This is a genomic window from Heyndrickxia sp. FW510-T9 (genome assembly GCF_058781025.1).
Genome location: NZ_JBYSWK010000001.1, coordinates 150,942 through 171,571, shown reverse-complemented (window position 1 = coordinate 171,571; position 20,630 = coordinate 150,942). Strand labels below are relative to the sequence as shown.

Annotated in this window: 19 protein-coding genes; 1 reads left to right on the top strand and 18 read right to left on the bottom strand. The window is 34.6% G+C overall.

Going from position 1 to position 20,630, the window contains the following annotated elements:
* Nucleotides 1-5 precede the first annotated feature (5 nt).
* From fliF to AC3WJF_RS00765, 15 genes are all read right to left on the bottom strand, one after another.
* On the bottom strand, nucleotides 6-1,598 hold the full coding sequence (gene fliF / locus AC3WJF_RS00835) for a flagellar basal-body MS-ring/collar protein FliF (RefSeq protein WP_492449165.1): 1,593 nt from the start codon (nucleotides 1,596-1,598) through the stop codon (nucleotides 6-8).
* An 84-nt stretch (nucleotides 1,599-1,682) separates the two neighbouring features.
* A complete protein-coding gene (fliE, locus tag AC3WJF_RS00830; protein WP_492449164.1) occupies nucleotides 1,683-2,012 on the bottom strand; it encodes a flagellar hook-basal body complex protein FliE in 330 nt (109 codons plus the stop codon).
* Nucleotides 2,013-2,029: 17 nt separating this feature from the next.
* Nucleotides 2,030-2,476 (bottom strand): flagellar basal body rod protein FlgC, encoded by a 447-nt coding sequence (gene flgC, locus AC3WJF_RS00825; protein ID WP_492449162.1) that lies wholly within the window; start codon nucleotides 2,474-2,476, stop codon nucleotides 2,030-2,032.
* Between the two features lie 2 nt (nucleotides 2,477-2,478).
* On the bottom strand, nucleotides 2,479-2,871 hold the full coding sequence (gene flgB, locus AC3WJF_RS00820) for a flagellar basal body rod protein FlgB (protein ID WP_492449161.1): 393 nt from the start codon (nucleotides 2,869-2,871) through the stop codon (nucleotides 2,479-2,481).
* A 372-nt stretch (nucleotides 2,872-3,243) separates the two neighbouring features.
* A complete protein-coding gene (codY, locus tag AC3WJF_RS00815) occupies nucleotides 3,244-4,023 on the bottom strand; it encodes a GTP-sensing pleiotropic transcriptional regulator CodY (protein WP_492449160.1) in 780 nt (259 codons plus the stop codon).
* Nucleotides 4,024-4,145: 122 nt separating this feature from the next.
* A complete protein-coding gene (gene hslU, locus AC3WJF_RS00810) occupies nucleotides 4,146-5,543 on the bottom strand; it encodes an ATP-dependent protease ATPase subunit HslU (protein ID WP_492449290.1) in 1,398 nt (465 codons plus the stop codon).
* Nucleotides 5,544-5,678: 135 nt separating this feature from the next.
* A complete protein-coding gene (hslV, locus tag AC3WJF_RS00805; protein ID WP_492449159.1) occupies nucleotides 5,679-6,221 on the bottom strand; it encodes an ATP-dependent protease subunit HslV in 543 nt (180 codons plus the stop codon).
* Nucleotides 6,222-6,380: 159 nt separating this feature from the next.
* Nucleotides 6,381-7,283: a tyrosine recombinase XerC gene (gene xerC, locus AC3WJF_RS00800; protein ID WP_492449157.1), complete on the bottom strand. Its 903-nt coding sequence runs from the start codon at nucleotides 7,281-7,283 to the stop codon at nucleotides 6,381-6,383.
* Nucleotides 7,284-7,543: 260 nt separating this feature from the next.
* Complete coding sequence (gene topA, locus AC3WJF_RS00795; RefSeq protein ID WP_492449156.1) at nucleotides 7,544-9,616, bottom strand: type I DNA topoisomerase; 2,073 nt, start codon at nucleotides 9,614-9,616, stop codon at nucleotides 7,544-7,546.
* 239 nt (nucleotides 9,617-9,855) lie between these two features.
* Complete coding sequence (dprA, locus tag AC3WJF_RS00790) at nucleotides 9,856-10,755, bottom strand: DNA-processing protein DprA (protein ID WP_492449154.1); 900 nt, start codon at nucleotides 10,753-10,755, stop codon at nucleotides 9,856-9,858.
* Nucleotides 10,756-10,832: 77 nt separating this feature from the next.
* Nucleotides 10,833-11,735: a succinate--CoA ligase subunit alpha gene (sucD, locus tag AC3WJF_RS00785; protein WP_492449152.1), complete on the bottom strand. Its 903-nt coding sequence runs from the start codon at nucleotides 11,733-11,735 to the stop codon at nucleotides 10,833-10,835.
* Between the two features lie 18 nt (nucleotides 11,736-11,753).
* A complete protein-coding gene (gene sucC / locus AC3WJF_RS00780) occupies nucleotides 11,754-12,914 on the bottom strand; it encodes an ADP-forming succinate--CoA ligase subunit beta (RefSeq protein ID WP_492449151.1) in 1,161 nt (386 codons plus the stop codon).
* Between the two features lie 187 nt (nucleotides 12,915-13,101).
* Nucleotides 13,102-13,386 (bottom strand): EscU/YscU/HrcU family type III secretion system export apparatus switch protein, encoded by a 285-nt coding sequence (locus AC3WJF_RS00775; RefSeq protein WP_492449149.1) that lies wholly within the window; start codon nucleotides 13,384-13,386, stop codon nucleotides 13,102-13,104.
* Entirely contained in the window at nucleotides 13,383-15,026 is a 1,644-nt protein-coding gene (locus AC3WJF_RS00770; protein WP_492449148.1) for a TP0910 N-terminal domain-containing protein, read from the bottom strand. Before AC3WJF_RS00770 ends, AC3WJF_RS00775 begins: the two co-directional genes overlap by 4 nt.
* A 21-nt stretch (nucleotides 15,027-15,047) precedes the next feature.
* On the bottom strand, nucleotides 15,048-16,931 hold the full coding sequence (locus AC3WJF_RS00765; protein WP_492449146.1) for a terpene cyclase/mutase family protein: 1,884 nt from the start codon (nucleotides 16,929-16,931) through the stop codon (nucleotides 15,048-15,050).
* Nucleotides 16,932-17,091: 160 nt separating this feature from the next.
* Between AC3WJF_RS00765 and AC3WJF_RS00760 the strand changes: the two genes are divergently transcribed.
* Entirely contained in the window at nucleotides 17,092-18,255 is a 1,164-nt protein-coding gene (locus tag AC3WJF_RS00760) for an iron-containing alcohol dehydrogenase (RefSeq protein ID WP_492449145.1), read from the top strand.
* Nucleotides 18,256-18,287: 32 nt separating this feature from the next.
* On the opposite strand, the gene rnhB is transcribed toward AC3WJF_RS00760, so the two are convergent.
* The 3 genes from rnhB to lepB are packed head-to-tail and all read right to left on the bottom strand — an operon-like array spanning nucleotide 18,288 to nucleotide 20,492.
* Nucleotides 18,288-19,055: a ribonuclease HII gene (rnhB, locus tag AC3WJF_RS00755; protein ID WP_492449143.1), complete on the bottom strand. Its 768-nt coding sequence runs from the start codon at nucleotides 19,053-19,055 to the stop codon at nucleotides 18,288-18,290.
* Between the two features lie 8 nt (nucleotides 19,056-19,063).
* On the bottom strand, nucleotides 19,064-19,933 hold the full coding sequence (gene ylqF / locus AC3WJF_RS00750) for a ribosome biogenesis GTPase YlqF (protein ID WP_492449142.1): 870 nt from the start codon (nucleotides 19,931-19,933) through the stop codon (nucleotides 19,064-19,066).
* 22 nt (nucleotides 19,934-19,955) lie between these two features.
* Nucleotides 19,956-20,492 carry a signal peptidase I gene (gene lepB, locus AC3WJF_RS00745; RefSeq protein WP_492449141.1) on the bottom strand — a complete coding sequence of 179 codons (537 nt, stop codon included), beginning with the start codon at nucleotides 20,490-20,492 and terminating at the stop codon, nucleotides 19,956-19,958.
* Between the last annotated feature and the right edge of the window lie 138 nt (nucleotides 20,493-20,630).

Below are 20,630 nucleotides of genomic sequence, written 5' to 3'. Positions count from 1 at the left end.
CCCTCCTATTCTTCAGACAACCATGTACGCAATAATTTAGCAAATTCATCTGGTTTATCTTTTGCCATTTTTTCTAATTGTTTTTTACGAAGTGTAGTTTCTGTTACTTGTTCTTCATTAACATCCGCTATATAAATTGGTTCAGGTTCATCGAAAGAGTCCTCTTCAATCCCATCTTTTCGTTTCGAACGAAGCATAAAGAAAATTAATAGCCCTATTATTAAAAGAAGAACTCCGCCAATAACATAAACCCACCATGGAATACCCTTTTGATTAACTTGCGTCGCTGCCATCTTTCCATTAAATTGTTGTACAGAAACAGCAATTTTATTTTGTATGGCTTGATTAGAAAGATTTGTACCACTATTCTTATCGATAGAAGTACTAATAATAGTAGATAGAATTTTGTTAATATCGTTAATCCTGCCTTGTGGCAATGAATTTGGATTTTTTGGATTCGGAGGTTCAACCATAACTTGAATCCCTAAATCTCGTATCTTGTATGGACTTTGCACAATTTGATTATGGATTTTATTCACTTCATAATTCATTGTTTCTTGAATTTTTTCGTAGTCTCCATTGCCATCCGAGCTATTTTGAACATAGGTTGTCCCTGATCCGGTATCTGATGAATCAGTACCTGGTACTCCACCAGCTGCGGCAGCACCATTTCCGGAATAAGTTTCCGTAATTTTTTGTGCACTGACAGCAATTCCCTTCATGTTTTGCTTGTCAACTGGCTGTACTAAAACCTCATCTGTGTTTTCTTGGGTAAAATCAACATCTGCGGTCACACTTGTTACAACCTTGTCATAACCCATTAAAGTACCGAGCATTGTTTGTACTTGTCTTTGAATATCTCTCTCAATTTGATGTTTTATATCCATTTGTTCAGCAAAAGTGCTTCCTGTAGAATTTTTATCATTATTTAAATCAAAATACTCAAAATTTTGATTCATGATGACGATATTATCTGTAGGTAGATTCGGTACACTTTTGGATACTAAGTTATATAGTGCATTTATTTGCTTATCACTAAATTCATAGCCAGGTTTTGTCGTTAATACGATAGATGCAGACGCTTGCTGATTAGGATCATTTACAAAAATCCCTTTATCAGGCATATTGATCATAACCTTTGCAGCCTCTACACCGTCAACTTGTTTGATTAGATTTGATAACTCTGTTTGCATCGCATCTAATTTAATAACATTAAACTCATTGTCAGTCATCCCAAAGCTAGCATTTTGACTAAAAAATGAATAATCTATACTACCTGACTTCGGAATACCTTCGGAGGCTAGTTCTACTTTAAGATTATCTACATCCTGTTTTGGAACGCTTATAGTTTTTCCATTATCACTAATTTCCGATTTAATCCCTTTTGCATCAAGACTTTGCTTGATTGACCCTGTTTCAGATGGCTGTAGGTTGCTGTATAAAGGTACCATTGTTGTACGGGTAGTAAAATATGTAATAATTGAAATAAATAAAAGAAAAATAATAATTGCTGAGATACCAATGTTCTTTTGTTTTTTCGTGCGACTATTCCAGTAATCTTTCATTCTATTAAAATATTTTTTCACATTTTCATTCATTGCTTTCCCCCGAGTCACATATCACTATTATCTTATCGTCTAAATTAAAGTTAATAGTTTCAAAGTTCTAGCTATTACAGAATATTAAACTTGCATTCTCATTGTTTCTTGATATGCATCAATAACCTTGTTACGAATTTCAATAGCCGCTTGTAATGTAACATTCGCTTCTTGAGCAGCTATCATAACTTGATGCAAATCAACATTTTCACCATTTGCCAACTTCTGCGTTAATACTTCTGATTTAATTTGATCATTATTAACATCTGAAATAGACTGTTTCAGCATATCTGCAAAGCTTGTCTTAGGTTGATTGGATGATATAGTTTGTCCAATATTATTTTGTCCAAAATTTATTTGGTCTGACGGACGTAAAATATTCGCCGCAACCGAATTAATATTTTGAAGAGCCATAAAAATACCTCCGTTTTCTATTTACCGATTTCTAATGCTTTCATTAACATAGCTTTATTTGAATTAAAAACTGTGACATTCGCTTCATAAGATCTTGTTGAACTCATAAGATCTACCATTTCCTTTAATGGATCAACATTTGGCATTTGAACGTAACCATTCGCATTAGCATCTGGATTTTCTGGATCGTATACGAGCTTAAATGGCGTCTGATCATCTACAATTTTCGCAACCTTAACACCATTTCCGTTTGTATTACCAGAAGCTTTCTGCAAAAATGAGGAAAATGAGGAAGACATAGGTTCAAGAACGACCTCTTTACGCTTGTAAGGCTCCCATTTACCTTTTACTAATTTTCCTCTAGTTGTATCTACATTAGCCATATTGGATGAAATAACATCCATTCGAACACGCTGAGCTGTCAGAGCAGATGCTGTGATATTCATACTGTTAAATATTGACATATTTATTTGCCACCTTTAATTACTGTTTGTAATGTGGAAAACATTCCATTAATGCGATCGGTTAATGCACTGTAATAAATTTGATTTGTCGCTAAATTTGACATTTCTTTATCGATATCAACACTATTGCCATTATCGTTATATTCGACATTTTGTTGAGTTATTATTGCTGAATTATCCGTTTCTGCTTGAAATGGTATATGTCTAGGATCTGACATTTTCGCCGCGAACGATTGGCTAATAGAGTCATCCAACATTGACTTAAAAGAAACATCTTTTGCTTTGTAATTAGGAGTATCTACATTTGCAATGTTGTCAGCTATAACCTTTTGTTTTAGTGAGGAATAATTTAAGGCATTTTCTACAGTAGAAAATGTATTATTGAATAACTTCAAATTTCTACACCTCTAATTAATATATGACATATTTTTAGTAATTACGACATAATATTCTATTGACTATTTTAATGTTTAAATATGTTAGTGTCCATGCACATATTTTGAAATTTATATATTTACTAGTAAATTTATTAAAATTAGTTCTTTTGGATTATAATTTTTTCGAAATTACGACAATAATTCAAAAATACAACATATTTAGCGAAGCCATTTAATGAGCATATATTATCAAAGCGAAATATAGCAAACTAGTGGAGGTTATTGGTTTGAATTTTTGAGATATATTTAACATAAAGAAAACCCGTCAATTATCAACAATTGACGGGTTTATTTAGTCGAATATTGGTGATTTCCTTTTTCTTCGAAAAATTAGTTGGATTTTAATTTTTCAAGTTCTAATAAGAATTTATTATTTAACACTTTGATATAAGTACCTTTCATACCTAAAGAACGGGATTCAATGACTCCTGCACTTTCAAGCTTTCTTAGTGCATTTACGATTACAGAGCGTGTAATACCTACGCGATCTGCAATTTTAGAAGCAACAAGCAATCCTTCTTTTCCGTTAAGTTCTTCAAATATATGTTCAATAGCTTCTAATTCACTGTAGGATAGAGAACTAATCGCCATTTGCACAACAGCTTTACTTCTTGCTTCCTCTTCAATTTCTTCAGACTTCTCACGTAAAATTTCCATACCTACAACAGTTGCACCATATTCGCCAAGGATTAAGTCATCATCATGGAATTTTTCTTGTAACCTCGCAAGAATTAGAGTACCTAATCTTTCCCCACCACCAATGATTGGAACGATAGTTGTTAATCCACTTGTAAATAGGTCTTTATTTTCGACAGGAAATGCTGTGTAGGCACTTTCAACACCTATATTTGAAGATGTTTCATTTATGTTAAATAAACTGTTTGTATATTCTTCAGGAAATTGGCGATCTTCCAACATTTGGGACATACGCTCATTTTCAATTTGTTGGTTAATAGCGAATCCAAGTAATTTTCCACGACGACTTAAAACAAAGATGTTCGCTTCAATAACATCGCTAAGTGTTTGTGCCATTTCTTTGAAATTAACAGGTTTACCTGCAGCCTTTTGTAACATTGCATTAATCTTTCTTGTTCTGTCTAATAAATTCATGATTTTTCCTCCTAGTGTTTTTAATTACATTACTAAAGATTTTTTAAAAAATAGTTAACGAATTTTTCAGGATCAATTACTTTATATTTTACCAAACACAACTGTCGGAAATTTTCTCGCTATTATAAAATAAATTGACTTAAGTCCTTATTTTGCGAAATAGCACTAAGTTTCTCATCTACATATTGAGGTGTTATAGTAATTTTCTCCAATGTGATATCAGGTGCTTCAAAAGATAAATCCTCAAGGAGTTTCTCCATAATCGTATGCAGTCTTCTTGCACCAATATTATCCGTATTTTGATTTACTTCAAAAGCAATTTCGGCAATTCTAACAATAGCTTCGTCAGAAAATTCAATTTGTATACCTTCTGTTTCTAATAATGCTATATATTGTTTAATTAGAGCATTATCAGGCTCTACCAATATACGATAGAAATCATCCACAGAAAGTTTTGTTAGCTCAACTCTAATTGGAAAACGCCCTTGCAATTCTGGTATTAACTCGGAAGGCTTCGCCATATGAAATGCGCCGGCAGCAATGAACAAGATATGGTCTGTTTTTACAGATCCATACTTGGTTACTACTGTTGATCCTTCTACAATCGGCAAAATATCTCTTTGAACACCTTCGCGTGATACTTCTCCTGATGAAGAATTCCCACTTTTGCTGACGATTTTATCAATTTCATCTATAAAAATTATACCCGTCTGTTCTGCACGATAAACTGCCTCTTGAGTAACGTCATCCATATCGATTAGCTTTTGAGCTTCATCATTTGTTAATACTTTACGGGCTTCACTAACAGATAGCTTTCTCTTTTTCTTTTTCTTAGGCATAAGATTGCTAAGTGCGTCCTGCATATTCATCCCCATTTGCTCCATGCCTGACCCTTGTAGCATATCAAACATAGAAGGAGCTTGTTCATCCACTTCAACCGACACAAGCTCATCTTCCAATTCTTTGTTTGCAAGCTTTGTATCAATGATTTTCTTTCTTTCCTTCATTGATACATCTTCTGTTGAATCTTCCTCAGATTCAGTGTCCTGCTCGTTGCCACCGCCAAATAGCATTTCAAATGGGTTTTTATAATTACTTGCTTTCTTTTTAGAGGGTACTAGAAGATCCACTAAGCGACGATTAGCATTTTCTTCCGCACGTTCTTTTACTTCGTTAATTCTCTCTTCTTTTACAAGTCTTACAGAGGTCTCTACTAAATCACGAACCATTGATTCTACATCTCGGCCAACATAACCTACTTCTGTAAACTTTGTTGCTTCAATCTTTACAAAAGGGGCTCCAACTAGTTTTGCCATACGTCTGGCAATTTCCGTTTTTCCAACCCCAGTAGGCCCGATCATTAATATATTTTTAGGAATAATTTCTTCACGAAGACCTTCTGTTAAAAGACTTCTTCTATATCGATTTCTTAAAGCAACTGAAACTGCCTTTTTTGCATCTTTTTGCCCGATGATATATTGATCGAGACGTTCAACGATTTGTCTAGGCGTTAAATTCATTGCTTTATTTATTTTATAAGCCAAGATATCCTCACTCCTTCTTTTTATAAAAATGAGACAAACTTTCGGCATAAATAAACTTAAATTTGAGAATCAAGTTTTTTAGAAGTCCCTAAATTTTAAAAAAGATAAGTATTAAAGTTCTTCAACAATAATATTCGAGTTCGTATATACACAAATATCAGATGCTATTTTTAATGATGACTCGGCAATTTCTTTCGCCGTCAAATGTTCGCCGCTAAATTGTTTAAGAGCGCGTCCTGCAGCCAAAGCATAATTCCCACCAGAGCCTATCGCTAAAATCCCATCATCTGGCTCAATAACCTCGCCAGTACCAGAAACAAGTAAAAGATTTTTTTCATCCATCACTATTAGCATTGCTTCTAATTTTCGTAAAACCTTGTCACTTCTCCATTGCTTTGCTAGCTCAACAGCTGCACGTGTAAGATTACCATTATACTCTTGAAGCTTCCCTTCGAACATTTCCGATAGGGTAAAAGCGTCTGCCACAGAGCCTGCAAATCCAGCAAGTACCTTACCACTAAATAACTTGCGAACTTTTTTAGCTGTATGCTTCATGACTACTGCATTCCCAAATGTAACTTGGCCATCTCCAGCCATAGCACTCATGCCTTTATGTTGAACAGCAAATATAGTGGTTGCATGAAAATCACCCAATTTAGCTCACCTCCAGAATGTCTACCGCATTGAATTAACCATTTAGAAACTTCAAATATGAGATATATGTGGAAGCAAATATCTTTTTATTCCCATAAATTATACATATTTCTTAATGGTTTTATACCTGAATTAAAACTTTTGATTAGCAAAATAAAATTACGCTCTTGGATGATGTGCAATATACGTTTTTCTAAGATGCTCTTTTGTTACATGCGTATAAACTTGTGTTGAAGATAGATACTCATGGCCTAACAACTCTTGTACCGTTCTAATGTCTGCGCCATTATTTAGTAAATGAGTAGCAAAAGTATGTCTAAGCATATGAGGGTGCATTTTTCCAGTAAGTGCTCCCTTTTCGATTAGACTGTTTAGTATATGTCTTATTCCTCGTACTGTTAATGGAGTTCCTTTATAATTTACAAATAAATATTGATGGGGTCCTGATACTTGAATCAATTTGTTTCTAGCATTATTTATGTATTGTTCAAGAGAATTATGCGCAAATGATCCAAACAAAACGATACGTTCCTTTTTGCCCTTTCCTTTCACAAGGATAGCATCAAAATCGAAATCTATATCTTTTAATTGAATGTTTGCACACTCACTTACACGAATCCCTGTAGAATATAATATTTCAAGCAATGCTTTGTTCCTAAGATCTAAAGGGCTATTACCTTCACAAACTTGAAATAGCTTTTCCACCTCTTCTTCGTAAAAGAATTTGGGGATTCGAAGCTCCTTCTTCGGTTGTGTTAGTAGTGCAAATGGATTTTCTGATACAATTTTTTCCCTCATCAAAAATTTGTAAAAGCTGCGCAAGGAAGATATTTTCCGAGCCAAACTAGCTCTACTATACTTACTCGAATATAACCGTGTTAAATAGAGTCTCGCATCAAAGTATTCTACATTTTCCAATGTAAATATACTTTGCTCAGACATGAACATAAAGAAGTGTTCAATATCTTGACGATAAAACTTAATGGTATACTCAGAGTAATTTTTTTCAATTTGAATATACTCGATATATGAAATTAAATATCCTTCCAAGACCTCATTCATGTTTAACACCTCACAAGGGCTACTAAATAGTAACATACATTAGTAACCCTTGCAACGAATATTACAAATTTTTCGTAAAGTTTCGAATTGTTTCTGAATTTCATTCGATTGCATGCTATATTCGCATCCTTTAGCATTTTACAATACTACGGGAAATAAAGAAAGAAAAACAGGCTATTATTTATTATGTTCACAAAACCCTCATTTTTTTTACTTTAAATGTAAATAAAATAGTTAAAGAGTAAGCAGTTGCTTACTCTTTAACTTTCAGCTTTTTCTTTATAATCGCAATTCGTACATTGAACTTGAATTCCCTTTTTCAATTTTTTCTCAACCAGTACATGATCACATTTAGGACATTTTCTTTCGATTGGTTTATCCCAGGAAATAAAATCACATTCTGGATAGCGATCACATCCGTAGAATAATCTTTTTTTCTTCGTTTTACGTTCGATGATATTTCCTTTTTCACAGCTAGGGCATTTTACTCCAATTTCTTTTACAATTGGTTTTGTATTTCGGCAATCCGGAAAATTACTGCATGCCATAAATTTACCGAAACGTCCCATTTTAAAGACCATTGGACTGCCGCAATTCTCACAATCCTCACCGGCTAACTCATCTTTAATTTCAATCTTTTCCATTTCTTCTTCCGCTTTTTTCAATTTAACTTCGAAATCTTGGTAAAACTCATCAATAATTTTAACCCATTCTACTTTACCGTCTTCAATTTCATCTAAATTGTTTTCCAGCCTTGCTGTAAACTCTACGTCGAGAATTTCCGGGAAAAACTCAAACATGAGCTCTATAACTATTTCACCAAGTTCAGTTGGAACAAAGCGTTTATTATCTAACGCGACATACCCTCGCTTTTGAATCGTATCAAGGGTTGGCGCATAAGTTGATGGCCTCCCTATACCTAGTTCCTCTAATGTTTTGACAAGTCTTGCTTCGGTATAACGCGGAGGAGGCTGTGTAAAATGCTGTTTAGGCTCAATATTCGACTGTTTAACATTATCTCCAGTCTTAAGCTCCGGCAATATATTTTCCTTCTCCTCTTGTCCGTCATCCGTTCCTTCCACATAAACCTTCATAAAGCCCGGAAATTTAATTTTTGAACCAGTCGCCCTAAAAATAACATCACCATTTAAAATATCTACACTCATTGTGTCCATTACCGCAGGAGCCATTTGGCTTGCTAAAAACCGATCCCAAATAAGCTTGTATAAACGAAGCTGATCTTTACTTAGGTATTCTTTTAAAGAGTTAGGTTCTCGGAATGTGCTGGTTGGTCTTACTGCTTCGTGAGCATCCTGTGCTTTCGCTTGCTTTTTATCTTTTCTTTCCTCTGTTCTAGCATATTGTTCACCATAGTTTTCCTTGATGAATGATTCTGCTTCTGACTTGGCAACATCAGAAATACGTGTTGAATCTGTTCTCATATACGTAATTAACCCGACACCGCCTTCTTTGCCAAGATCAATTCCTTCATAAAGCTGTTGTGCCAGCATCATTGTTTTCTTTGCCCTAAAATTCAGCTTCCTTGCAGCTTCTTGTTGTAAAGATGAAGTAGTAAATGGCGGTGATGGATTTCGTTTTCTTTCCTTTTTGGTAACCGAAGAGACCGTATACACATCATTTAATTTAGACAATACTTCTTTAACATCTGATTCGGAAGTTAATTCTAATTTTTTTGCATTAACACCATAAAAAGATGCTTGAAAAGTTTCTTTGCCAAATTCGAAATTAGCTGTAATTGTCCAATATTCTTCAGGAATAAAATTCTTAATTTCATTTTCACGGTCAATTATTAAACGAACTGCAACTGACTGAACACGACCGGCACTCAAGCCCTTTTTTACTTTTTTCCAAAGCAGTGGGCTGATATTATAACCCACTAATCGGTCTAAAATCCTTCTTGCTTGCTGAGAATCCACTAGATCCATATTTATGGGACGGGGATGTTTAAAGGACTCCTTAATAGCATCCTTCGTTATTTCATTAAAGACAACCCTGCAATCAGAAGAAATATCCACATCCAAACTATGTGCTAAATGCCAAGCAATTGCCTCCCCTTCTCTATCGGGGTCAGCCGCAAGATAGACTTTTTTCGCTTTTTTCGCGGCGGTTTTTAAATCTTTTAAAATCGGCCCTTTGCCTCTAATCGTAATATATTTTGGTTCATAATTATGTTCAGTATCAACACCTGTTTGACTTCTAGGCAAATCCCTAATATGTCCCATCGATGCTTTCACTTTATATTTTTTTCCAAGATATCGTTCTATGGTCTTCGCCTTAGCTGGCGATTCCACAATTACTAAGTACTCTGACATCAATAATCCTCCCCAGAGGTGTTATAAATATTTTCACCATGAAGTTCATAACATACGTTATTTTTCCATGCATAGAAATCAAGTGTACATGATAGACTTGATTTTCATATTTGTCAATTATTCATATAAACAACACTATCAATTTTTATCCTTTGTTTCAATTTCCTCCCTGAATTTTAATCATTTCCAAAACATATCATCAATATAATGTAAAATAAAGTTCCATTTCACTTTTTCATTTACTCATTCTTATTCAAACCATCACTAATATATATTAATTCTTCTAAAATATCCTCACCGGTTTGAACAAGCTTAGCTCCTTGTTGTATCAGTTTATTAGTGCCTTGTGAAAGAGATTCATAAATGTTACCAGGTACCGCAAATACTTCTCTTCCCTCTTGAAGAGCAAAATCCGCCGTTATAAGAGAACCACTTTTTTGTTCTGCCTGAATAATGACTGTTCCTTTGGCTAATCCGCTGATTATGCGATTTCTCATTGGGAAATGCCATTTTTGCGGTTTTGTATATGGAGGGTATTCAGAAATAATTAAATGCTCTTGTTTCATATTCTCTACTAATCCAATGTTTTCCTGCGGATAAATATGAAAAAATCCGCTTCCTAATACACCAATTGTTTTTCCTTTACAATGAATGGCATTTTTATGAGCGATTGTATCTACTCCTTTTGCAACCCCGCTTATTATGACAAACTTCTTTTGAATAAGCGCTGGCATAATTTGGTTAATTGCCTTCCGTGCATATATATCTGCTTTTCTAGAACCAACCATTGCAATGGAAGGAAAATGAAGAAGTTGTTCGTTTCCGATTGTGTAGAGGACTAATGGAGGGTTATAAATTTGTTTCAACAAAATTGGATAGTCATTATCAAATATAGTAATACATTTTATTTGATGTTTTTGATAGTTTAAAAGTAATCGATCGATGTTTATTTGATGAAGGTCATAGTAAATATTTTTCAGTTGACTTGCTTTACCATGAGTAATGGAGTTTAATGTCGTGAAAGAATACTTATATAGTGATTGTAAATGGGGATCTTTTTTGAGGAGTTGTAATATGATAGATGATGTGATTCCTTGGCAATGATGGAGATGGATAAGTCTTTTTTTGAATTCGTCCATAAAGTCCTCCTGAAAATTTATTATATGGCAAATAGTCCCTCCATTTAGAGAGGGACTATTCTTTTTATACCAGAAAATTAATGTGTTTTACACTTTTCGTACAAGCCTTTTTCTTTCAATACACTGATTAATGTTTCACCCATAACGGATGGAGTTTCAGCAACTTTAATTCCACATTCATTCATGACACGAATTTTTTCCGCAGCAGTACCTTTTCCTCCAGAAATAATCGCACCAGCATGACCCATACGTTTTCCTGGAGGTGCCGTTACACCACCGATAAAGCCTACAACTGGTTTTGTCATATTTGCTTTAACCCAAAGTGCCGCTTCTTCTTCCGCTGTTCCTCCGATTTCACCAATCATAATAACAGCTTCTGTTTCTGGGTCTTCGTTAAATGCTTTAAGAACGTCAATAAAGTCAGTTCCGTTAACTGGGTCTCCACCGATACCAACAGCAGTTGTTTGACCAACACCTGCTTGTGAAAGTTGGTGAACCGCTTCATATGTTAAAGTTCCGGAACGAGAAACAACACCTACATGGCCTTTTGTATGAATGTAGCCTGGCATAATACCAATTTTACATTCGCCAGGAGTAATAACACCTGGACAGTTAGGGCCAACTAGGCGAGTTTTCTTCCCTTCCATGTAACGTTTTACTTTTACCATATCCAATACTGGAATATGCTCAGTAATACAAATTACTAAATCTAGTTCAGCATCTACTGCTTCTAAAATTGCATCAGCAGCGAATGGAGCTGGTACATAAATTACAGAAGCATTAGCACCCGTTGTCTTTACTGCATCTGAAACAGTATTGAATACAGGTACACCTTCCACCTCAGTACCGCCTTTACCAGGAGAAGTACCACCAACGATTTTTGTGCCATATTCTAACATTTGCTTTGTATGGAAAAGAGCTGTTTTACCAGTAATACCTTGTACGATTACTTTTGTGTCTTTATTAACAAAAACGCTCACTATGTTCCCCTGCCTTTCTTATCCTACTAATTCAACGATTTTTTGTGCGCCGTCTGCCATTGACTCAGCAGCAACGATGTTTAATCCTGATTCATTAAGAATTTTCTTACCTAATTCAACATTCGTTCCTTCTAAGCGAACTACTAGTGGTAATTCAAGACCAACTTGTTTTGTTGCTTCCACAACACCTTCTGCAATAATGTCGCACTTCATAATTCCACCGAAAATATTTACGAAGATTCCTTTTACATGTTTGTCAGAAAGGATTATTTTGAATGCTTCTGTAACTTTCTCAGCAGTCGCACCGCCACCAACATCCAAGAAGTTAGCAGGATCGCCACCGTAATGCTTAATGATATCCATTGTAGCCATTGCTAGTCCTGCACCATTAACCATACAACCGATTTTACCATCTAAAGCGATATAGCTAAGATCATACTTAGAAGCTTCGATTTCTTTTGGATCTTCTTCTTCAAGATCACGATATTCTACTACATCTTTTTGACGGTATAATGCATTTGAATCAAAGTTTAACTTTGCATCAAGTGCCATTACATTTCCATCACCTGTTACAACAAGTGGGTTAATTTCAGCGATAGAACAGTCTTTTTCGACAAATGCTGTATACAAGCCCATCATGAATTTTACTGCTTTATTAACAAGAGCAGCTGGAATATTAATATTGAATGCAATACGGCGAGCTTGGAATGCAGTCAAGCCAACGATTGGATCGATAATTTCTTTGAAGATTTTTTCAGGTGTTTGTTCTGCCACCTCTTCAATTTCCGTACCGCCTTCTTCTGAAGCCATTAAGGTAACACGTGATGTTGCGCGATCTAATACTAGACCAACATAGTATTCTTTTTTAATGTCGCAACCTTCTTCGATAAGAAGACGTTTTACTTCTTTACCTTCTGGGCCAGTTTGGTGTGTTACTAAAGTTTTTCCTAAGATTTCGTTTGCATATGTACGTACTTCGTCCAAATTCTTAGCAACCTTTACACCGCCAGCTTTTCCGCGACCGCCGGCATGAATTTGTGCTTTTACTACACAAACTTGAGTTCCAAGTTCTTTCGCAGCTTCTACTGCTTCTTCAACTGTGAAAGCAACCTTTCCACTTGGTACCGCAACCCCGTATTTTCTGAGGATTTCTTTACCTTGATACTCATGGATATTCATTTTCCATCCTCCTATTTAAACATCATCAAAAATTAACTGCGCTTTCATTGTATAGAAAGGCAGAAAATATGTCTAGCTTTATGAACAAATTAGATGAGTTTGCAATGTATTTAAAACTATCCAAATTATTTGTTTATTCCATTTTCCTAATAAAAATTAAAGAGACATTAGATTTATGTTGTCATTTCTAATGTCCTTTGCCTACTTGTTGATCCACTCTGTAAATAAATGCAAAAACCTCAGCAACTGCCTCATATAGTTCTTCAGGAATAGTTTCATTAATATCAAGCGTGCCAAGCAATTGAATTAAATTAGGATCCTCTTGTATCGGGATTTTATGTTCTTTTGCCTTTTCAATAATATTATCTGCAACAAAGCCTTTCCCTTTAGCTGTTATAAGTGGTGCAACTTGATTTTCGGAGTGATATGTTAGTGCAATCGCTTCTCTTCGCTTTGACTGCTTTTTATTCATACTCGTAAGTCCACCCCGCTGTATGACTTAAGATGAGTCTTTTGATTTGTCATCATTTTCTTATCAAGACTGGATTGTTTTTCCATGAAATGAACTGCGGATAAGTGATAATTTAATTCTTCTAATTTATTTTTTAAATTAGGGATAATTCCCGCTGCCACTTCCTTTACTCCTGTTGATTCACTGTATACGTTTACATTGATTACTCGGTTTTGAATTTTCATTTCCACAATAGTTTCGTGGAGATGTTGCAGATTTAAATAAAAAAGAATATGACAGTAGTTTGGGTCAATTTTCCCATCTTCGTTTTTCTTTCCTGACCACTGCATGGTTAAATTTGTTTTAAAACCAAATAATTGAATTGGAATTTCATAGAATAATTGTTGTAGAGGGCCATTCTCATACATTTGTATTTGCTGGCCATTCATTTTATTAACTAATCCTTCTACTATCTCTCGTACTTCTGTTGTAAGCCCGGATTCCTGCAACATTTTAACAAGCAAAGGCTTTAAAGATTCCACTACATGACTTTCTTCAGGATTAGCCGCAATTTGATATTCATAAAATAATCCTAATGACTTTGTTGCTTCCTTAAATTGGTGCAAGAAATCCTGTCCATTTATTGATTGTTTCATAGTTTTCAAGTTTTCAATCAAAAAGTCTTTTTCTTTTTGATTCAATGATAAAAATTCATGTGGAAGTTCTTTTGAAAAGTAATGTTCTATAAACTTTACAGTATTATTTATTACCTTTTGTGAAATGGAAGGATTTTTTAAAAATGCTTCCCCTTTAAAAACCTCATGTTCATGTTGGATTTGAATTTTATCGAATTGGTTTTTAAGTTTACTATCGGTGGAATGAGGCTCCTTTTCTTCACTGAGTTTTTGTAAAATCGATTTTAATAACATTTGATTATTATTATTTTTATTGGAACGTTTCCCATCTATTAACATTTGATTATTATTATTGGAGGATTTTCCATCTATTAACGTTTGGATTAAATTTGCTGCCAATTGTTTATTTTGAATGTTATTAATGGAATGGATGGCAGATTGTATTTCTTTCACTGTATTCGTCTGCTCCTCTTCCAACAACGATGATTCAAGAAGCTGAATTTGATTATGAATAGGTTCCTTATTTTTTGCTGTTATTAATGATTTGAATATCGATTCGGTTAGAGGAAATTTATTATCCACCATTTGTTTGATTATATTAAAATTTTGCTTTATATTCGGTTCATGAGATATCCACCCACTCATTTTTGTAACAGATTCCTTTGTAAAGGGAATTTGTTCCTTTGAAAGAAAATGTATCAACTCCATATTTTCTTTCGTAGAAGGTAGTGAAAGCTGCTTTAATATAGGAGATATATCATTCCCACTTGGATGTTTATCGGTAAATAACTTTAACTGAATGTCTCCCTCATCCGAATCCACTTGAAACCAATATGCTTCCCCATTTGTCAGTGCAACCTCAAGTTTTGCAATTAGATTTTGATTTCCAATCTGCAAAAGGGCAAAATTATTTGGATAAATATTTCTTACGGTACCAAAAAAAATCTTGCCTTTTTGAAAGGAAAGGGTATTAGCCTCATCACTCGTATTTAATTGTTGTAATCCATTTAATATCGAAGACAACATTTTATTATTCCTCTTTACATATTAGTCTTTGTAATATTTATTAATGAAATGCGCATGTGTCAGCAACGGCCATATATAGTTGTAACTATGATAATGAATATAAAATATTCTAGCCGCTCCCTGTCCCATCGGGTAACTGTTCCTCCAATTATTTGTATCGGCATTATTGCATAAAAAGTTTATTCCATTTTGGATATGCGGTGTCATTTTATCTGAAACTGCAATAAGCGCATCCACTGCCCAAGCAGTGTGTGTTAGAGTGCTTAAACCTAAAGGAACATATTCTTCCATAATATCACTATTACACGATTCTCCCCAGCCTCCATCTTCATTTTGTATATTATTTAGCCAATTTACAGCTTTTTGAATAGACGGATGATCCGGTTCTATCCCTGTTGCACTCAATCCAGTAAGTGCCGCCCAAGTACCATTTATATAGCAAATTCCCCATCTGCTATTCCAAGAACCATCCTTCTCTTGATTCTTCCACAGCCACTTTATTCCTTTTTTGATAGTTGAATGACTGTTATTTAAGTTCGTATGTTTTCCTAAAAATTCTAATGTTCTTCCAGTTAAATCTGACGATGATGCATCTAATAATAAATCCTCTCCACCAGGAAAAATAGTTAAAAGCTGGTTATCAATATTTCGTTCAAAAGCTGGCCAACCTCCATCATCATTTTGCATCGACAATACCCACTGGATACCACGGTCCCAAGACGCACGGAATTGGTCTTGTTCGAGTGATTGTATTCGAATAGCCCTTAAAGCAGCTGTAGTATCATCTACATCGGGATTTTTCGTGTTGATATTAGAAAAGCCCCAACCTCCTGGTTTACCACGGGGATTATGAATAACCCAGTCTCCGTATTTATGATGCTGTCTAGACAAAAGATATTGATTAGCTTTCTGAACAGTATTTGTGCTTTTGGAAACTCCTGCCTCCTGAAGAACATAGCTGATTAATGTCGTATTCCAAACATTTGCAGTAGTATATTGGCAATGTGGGAGACCATCAATATCACAAATCATAGATTTTAGAGCATTTACTGCTTTAACAATAATTTTATCTGACTTTGATCTTCCTCTTGCCATAAGAGCAAATATCATTAAAAAGGTAGCACTAAAATAACTATAAAAAGTTCCATCGGGTTCTATTCTATTAATCATATAAGTTTCCAATTGTTTTAATGCCTTTTCATGAATATCCTCCTTCACTCCTACTAAACTATCAACACCTTTTTTTATGTAGTCCAGTAAGGAACGATATTCTACTGTTTGTCTGATTTTAAAGTTATTTATTGCTCTGTCAGTAAAAAGATCAGAAAGATTTGGACTTTTAGCTGTTTTTCTAATAAATTTTGCCTCGCTAAGAATTATGATGGGTGCAATATTTGACCTTCCAAAAACAGAAATATCATAAAAATTAATGGGAAATTGATTTGGAAGAAGAACAGCCTCTACAGGTATTAGAAACTGATTTGACCAAGGAATATGTCCACCTATTGCTAATAATATTTGGGTGAACAATTGCGACTGTTCCAAACCACCATGCTCCAAAATATATCTCTTTGCTGCTTTCATGAAGTTCTCCTCATTAGAAACATATCCGGAAAATCTCAGTGCATACAAAGCTTCAATTGTTGCTGTTAAGTTTCCTGATTCTTCATCATAAAAAAGTTTCCAAGAACCATCTCCTTCTTGTTTACTTAAAATCCGTTTTACTAAACCTTTAATTAAAGCCTCCTCATCCATCTCTAACATTCTTAATAAAATAATCATATAGGCATCCGTCTTAATCCCGGTTTCAAAAGGATAATCCCAGGATCCATCAGGTAATTGTTCTTGTTTCAATTTTTCAACTATCCTATACATTTCATGTAAAGCTTGTTGTCTTAATGCCATATGAGCTCACTCCTTTTTCAAGAACTTATGTCTTATTCATATTCTTTATTTAAAAGGAGTATGGTTAATTTATAATAATTACATAAAAAAGAAGTGGGCATCATTTTTGCTTTTTATATTCCTTTCCATCATAATACAATCTGAAGGAGGCTGAGGTAAAATGGATAACTTTACTTTCCTAAACCCAACTAAATTAATTTTTGGTAAAGATCAACTTGAACAACTAAAGACGGAAATACCTCCGTTAGGAAACAAAGTGTTACTTGTCTACGGTGGCGGAAGTATTAAAAGAAGCGGCTTATATGATAAGGTTTTACATCAATTAAACGAAATAAATGCGCACCTGTTTGAACTTTCCGGAGTAGAGCCAAATCCTCGTGTCTCAACTGTCCGTAAAGGGGTAGACATTTGTAAAAAAGAAGGTATAGAGTTTCTATTAGCAGTTGGAGGCGGCAGTGTTATTGACTGTACAAAGCTTATTGCAGCTGCATCCAAATATAATGGTGATGCATGGGATCTTGTTATTAAAAAAGCGTTCGCGGAGGAAGCACTTCCATTTGGAACGGTTCTTACCCTTGCAGCTACTGGCTCTGAAATGAATTCAGGATCTGTTATTACCAATTGGGAAACAAATGAAAAATACGGATGGGGAAGCCCTGCAACATTCCCTAAGTTTTCTATTCTTGATCCAGTAAATACATATACTGTTCCTAGGGATCAAACCGTTTATGGAATGGTAGATATTATGTCCCATGTATTAGAACACTTTTTTCATCTTACGGAAAATACTGAGTTTCAAGACCGTATGTGCGAGAGTTTATTAAAAACCGTAATGGAGACAGCTCCAAAGCTTTTAGCTGATTTGGAGAACTTTGAATACCGTTCTACTATCCTTTACTGTGGAACAATGGCTTTAAACGGTATTTTAAATATGGGATATCGAGGAGATTGGGCAACCCATAATCTTGAGCATGCTGTATCTGCTGTATATGATATTCCACATGGCGGTGGTTTAGCGATTCTATTCCCTAACTGGATGAAGCATAATTTACATGTTTTACCTTCTCGTTTCAAACAATTAGCTGTACGTGTATTTGATGTAACTCCAGATGGAAAAACAGATGAAGAAATAGGACTAGAAGGAATCCAAAAACTTCGTGATTTTTGGAACAGTATCGGTGCACCATCTCGTTTAGCGGATTATGATATTGATGACAATAAAATGGATGTAATGGCAGATAGAGCAATGGCTAATGGTGCGTTTGGTAATTTCACTAAATTAAATCGTGAAGATGTATTAGCCATCTATCGTGCTTCTTTATAATAAAAAAACTCAACCTTAAAAGGTTGAGTTTTTTAGTTCATATCTTTAATTGGTGCAAACGATTTTCTGTGGATAGGACAAGGTCCATATTTATTCAGTGCATGTAAATGCTCTTTCGTTCCATATCCCATATTCTTGTCAAAATAATAATCAGGAAATTGCTTACTATATTCCACCATCATTCGGTCACGTGTAACTTTTGCAACAATAGATGCTGCAGCAATTGAAACACTCTTTGTATCGCCTTTTATAATAGAACTTTGCGCTATCGGCAAAGTTAGTTTCATTGCATCAATCAAGCAGTATTCGGGATAATTACTTAAATTATCTATTGCTGCATACATTGCCTTCTTGGTTGCCTCGTAAATATTGATTTTATCTATTTCCTCTGGATAAATAATACCAATTCCAACGGAAACAGCTTCATTCATAATAATATTAAAATATTCTTCACGCTTTTGCTCGGTTAATTGTTTCGAATCATTAATTCCGCCTAAATAAAAATCATCTGATAATATTACTGCACCAGCTACAACTGGTCCCGCTAATGGACCTCTGCCGACTTCATCTATACCAGCAATAAGCTGAAATCCCTGCATCTTCAACTCATTTTCATACTTCATCTTTTCATAAAAATACACACGTTCCGCTTCAGTCTTTTTTATTGCTTCATACTTTTTTCGAATAAGATTTTGTACACCTTTTCTTGTATCTTGTTCTATTTGTTTAAGAAAAGGATTTTCAAGTGAATCTACATTTTGCAATTGATCAGCAATTTCTTTTATCGTAAAAGTCCTCATGTACTTCCTCACTCATCATGATACTTCAAGTTTTCTTCAGGAAAATCAAAAGTTAATCTACCGATTTTTAAAGAACGAAGATCACGAATGATCGTTTCAGCTGTCTTATCATAATTCACTTCTCCACCTGACATTAGACAGCCGCGCAATTTTCCAATGTGATTAAATATATTTAATATTTCAAGAGGTATTTGATCATACTGATAGCGTTCCTTTAATTGGTTAGGATAATGTTCCTCTAAAAATCGAAGCCCAAAAACAGCAATATCCTGTAGGTTTAAGATTGTATCTTTAATTGCTCCAGTGAGCGCTAATTTATACCCAACAATCTCATCCTCAAATTTAGGCCATAAGATTCCAGGCGTATCAAGTAATTCTAATTGTTTACCGACTTTAATCCATTGTTGTGATCTTGTCACACCAGGGGTATTACCCGTCTTTGCAATATTCTTACCCGCTAGCCTATTAATCAAAGTAGATTTACCGACATTTGGAATACCAATGATCATCGCACGTATAGCCCGTGGCTTTATTCCTCTTGCTTGCATCCGATCAAATTTCGATTTTAAAATTTGCTGAGAAGCTTTCACGATTGTCTCCATACCGCTACCAGCCTGCGAATTGATAGACAACGCCTTTTGTCCATTATCTGCATAATACTGGATCCATTGTTTCGTCATATCGGAATCAGCCATATCTGCTTTATTTAATAAAATTAACCTTGGTTTTTGCTGAACAATATCATCTAGCATTGGATTTGCGGATGAAATTGGAATTCTCGCGTCCACTAATTCAAATATTATATCAACCAGTTTTAATTTTTCGGTTACTTCCCTGCGAGCCTTTGCCATATGACCAGGGAACCATTGAATGGTCATTTATTTTCAACTCCAAAAACATTTATTTTGCAAATCGGATATCTTTAATTGGCCAGTATATTAATTTTGTATTTCCAATTACTTTTGATATAGGAATAGGGCCAATACTTCTGCTATCCTTACTCTGTCTACGATTATCCCCCATGACAAAAATCTCTCCCTTTGGAACAGTATCTCGACCAATTAGTTCCTTTAAGGTGAAATCCTCTGTCAATGGTCCTTGCGTTATTTTTTTATATTTATCTAAATAAGGTTCCTTATAGGCTTTCCCATTAATGTATAATACATCATCCTTATATTCGATTCGATCACCTGGGAGACCAATAACCCTTTTGATGTAATCTTTTTTTTCTGGTGCGTGAAATACTACGATATCGAACCGACTAGGATTACCGAGCTTATTCACAATCATTCGATCCCCATCATGTAAGGTTGGCATCATCGATAAACCATCCACAACAATTGGTGCAAATAAAAAATATCGTATAATTACTGCAAGACCTACTGCTATTAGAAGTGCTTTTGTCCACTCCCATAATTCATTTTTTCGTTTTGCCATATCTCCACCACCCAGAATTTTTATATGATATGTAATTTTGAATATGAATTTGGTTATGCAAATTATTTAAAACTCTCTATTATTATATAACCATTTTTTAATTGAAATAATCTAGTATAAAAAGAAGAAACACTGTTA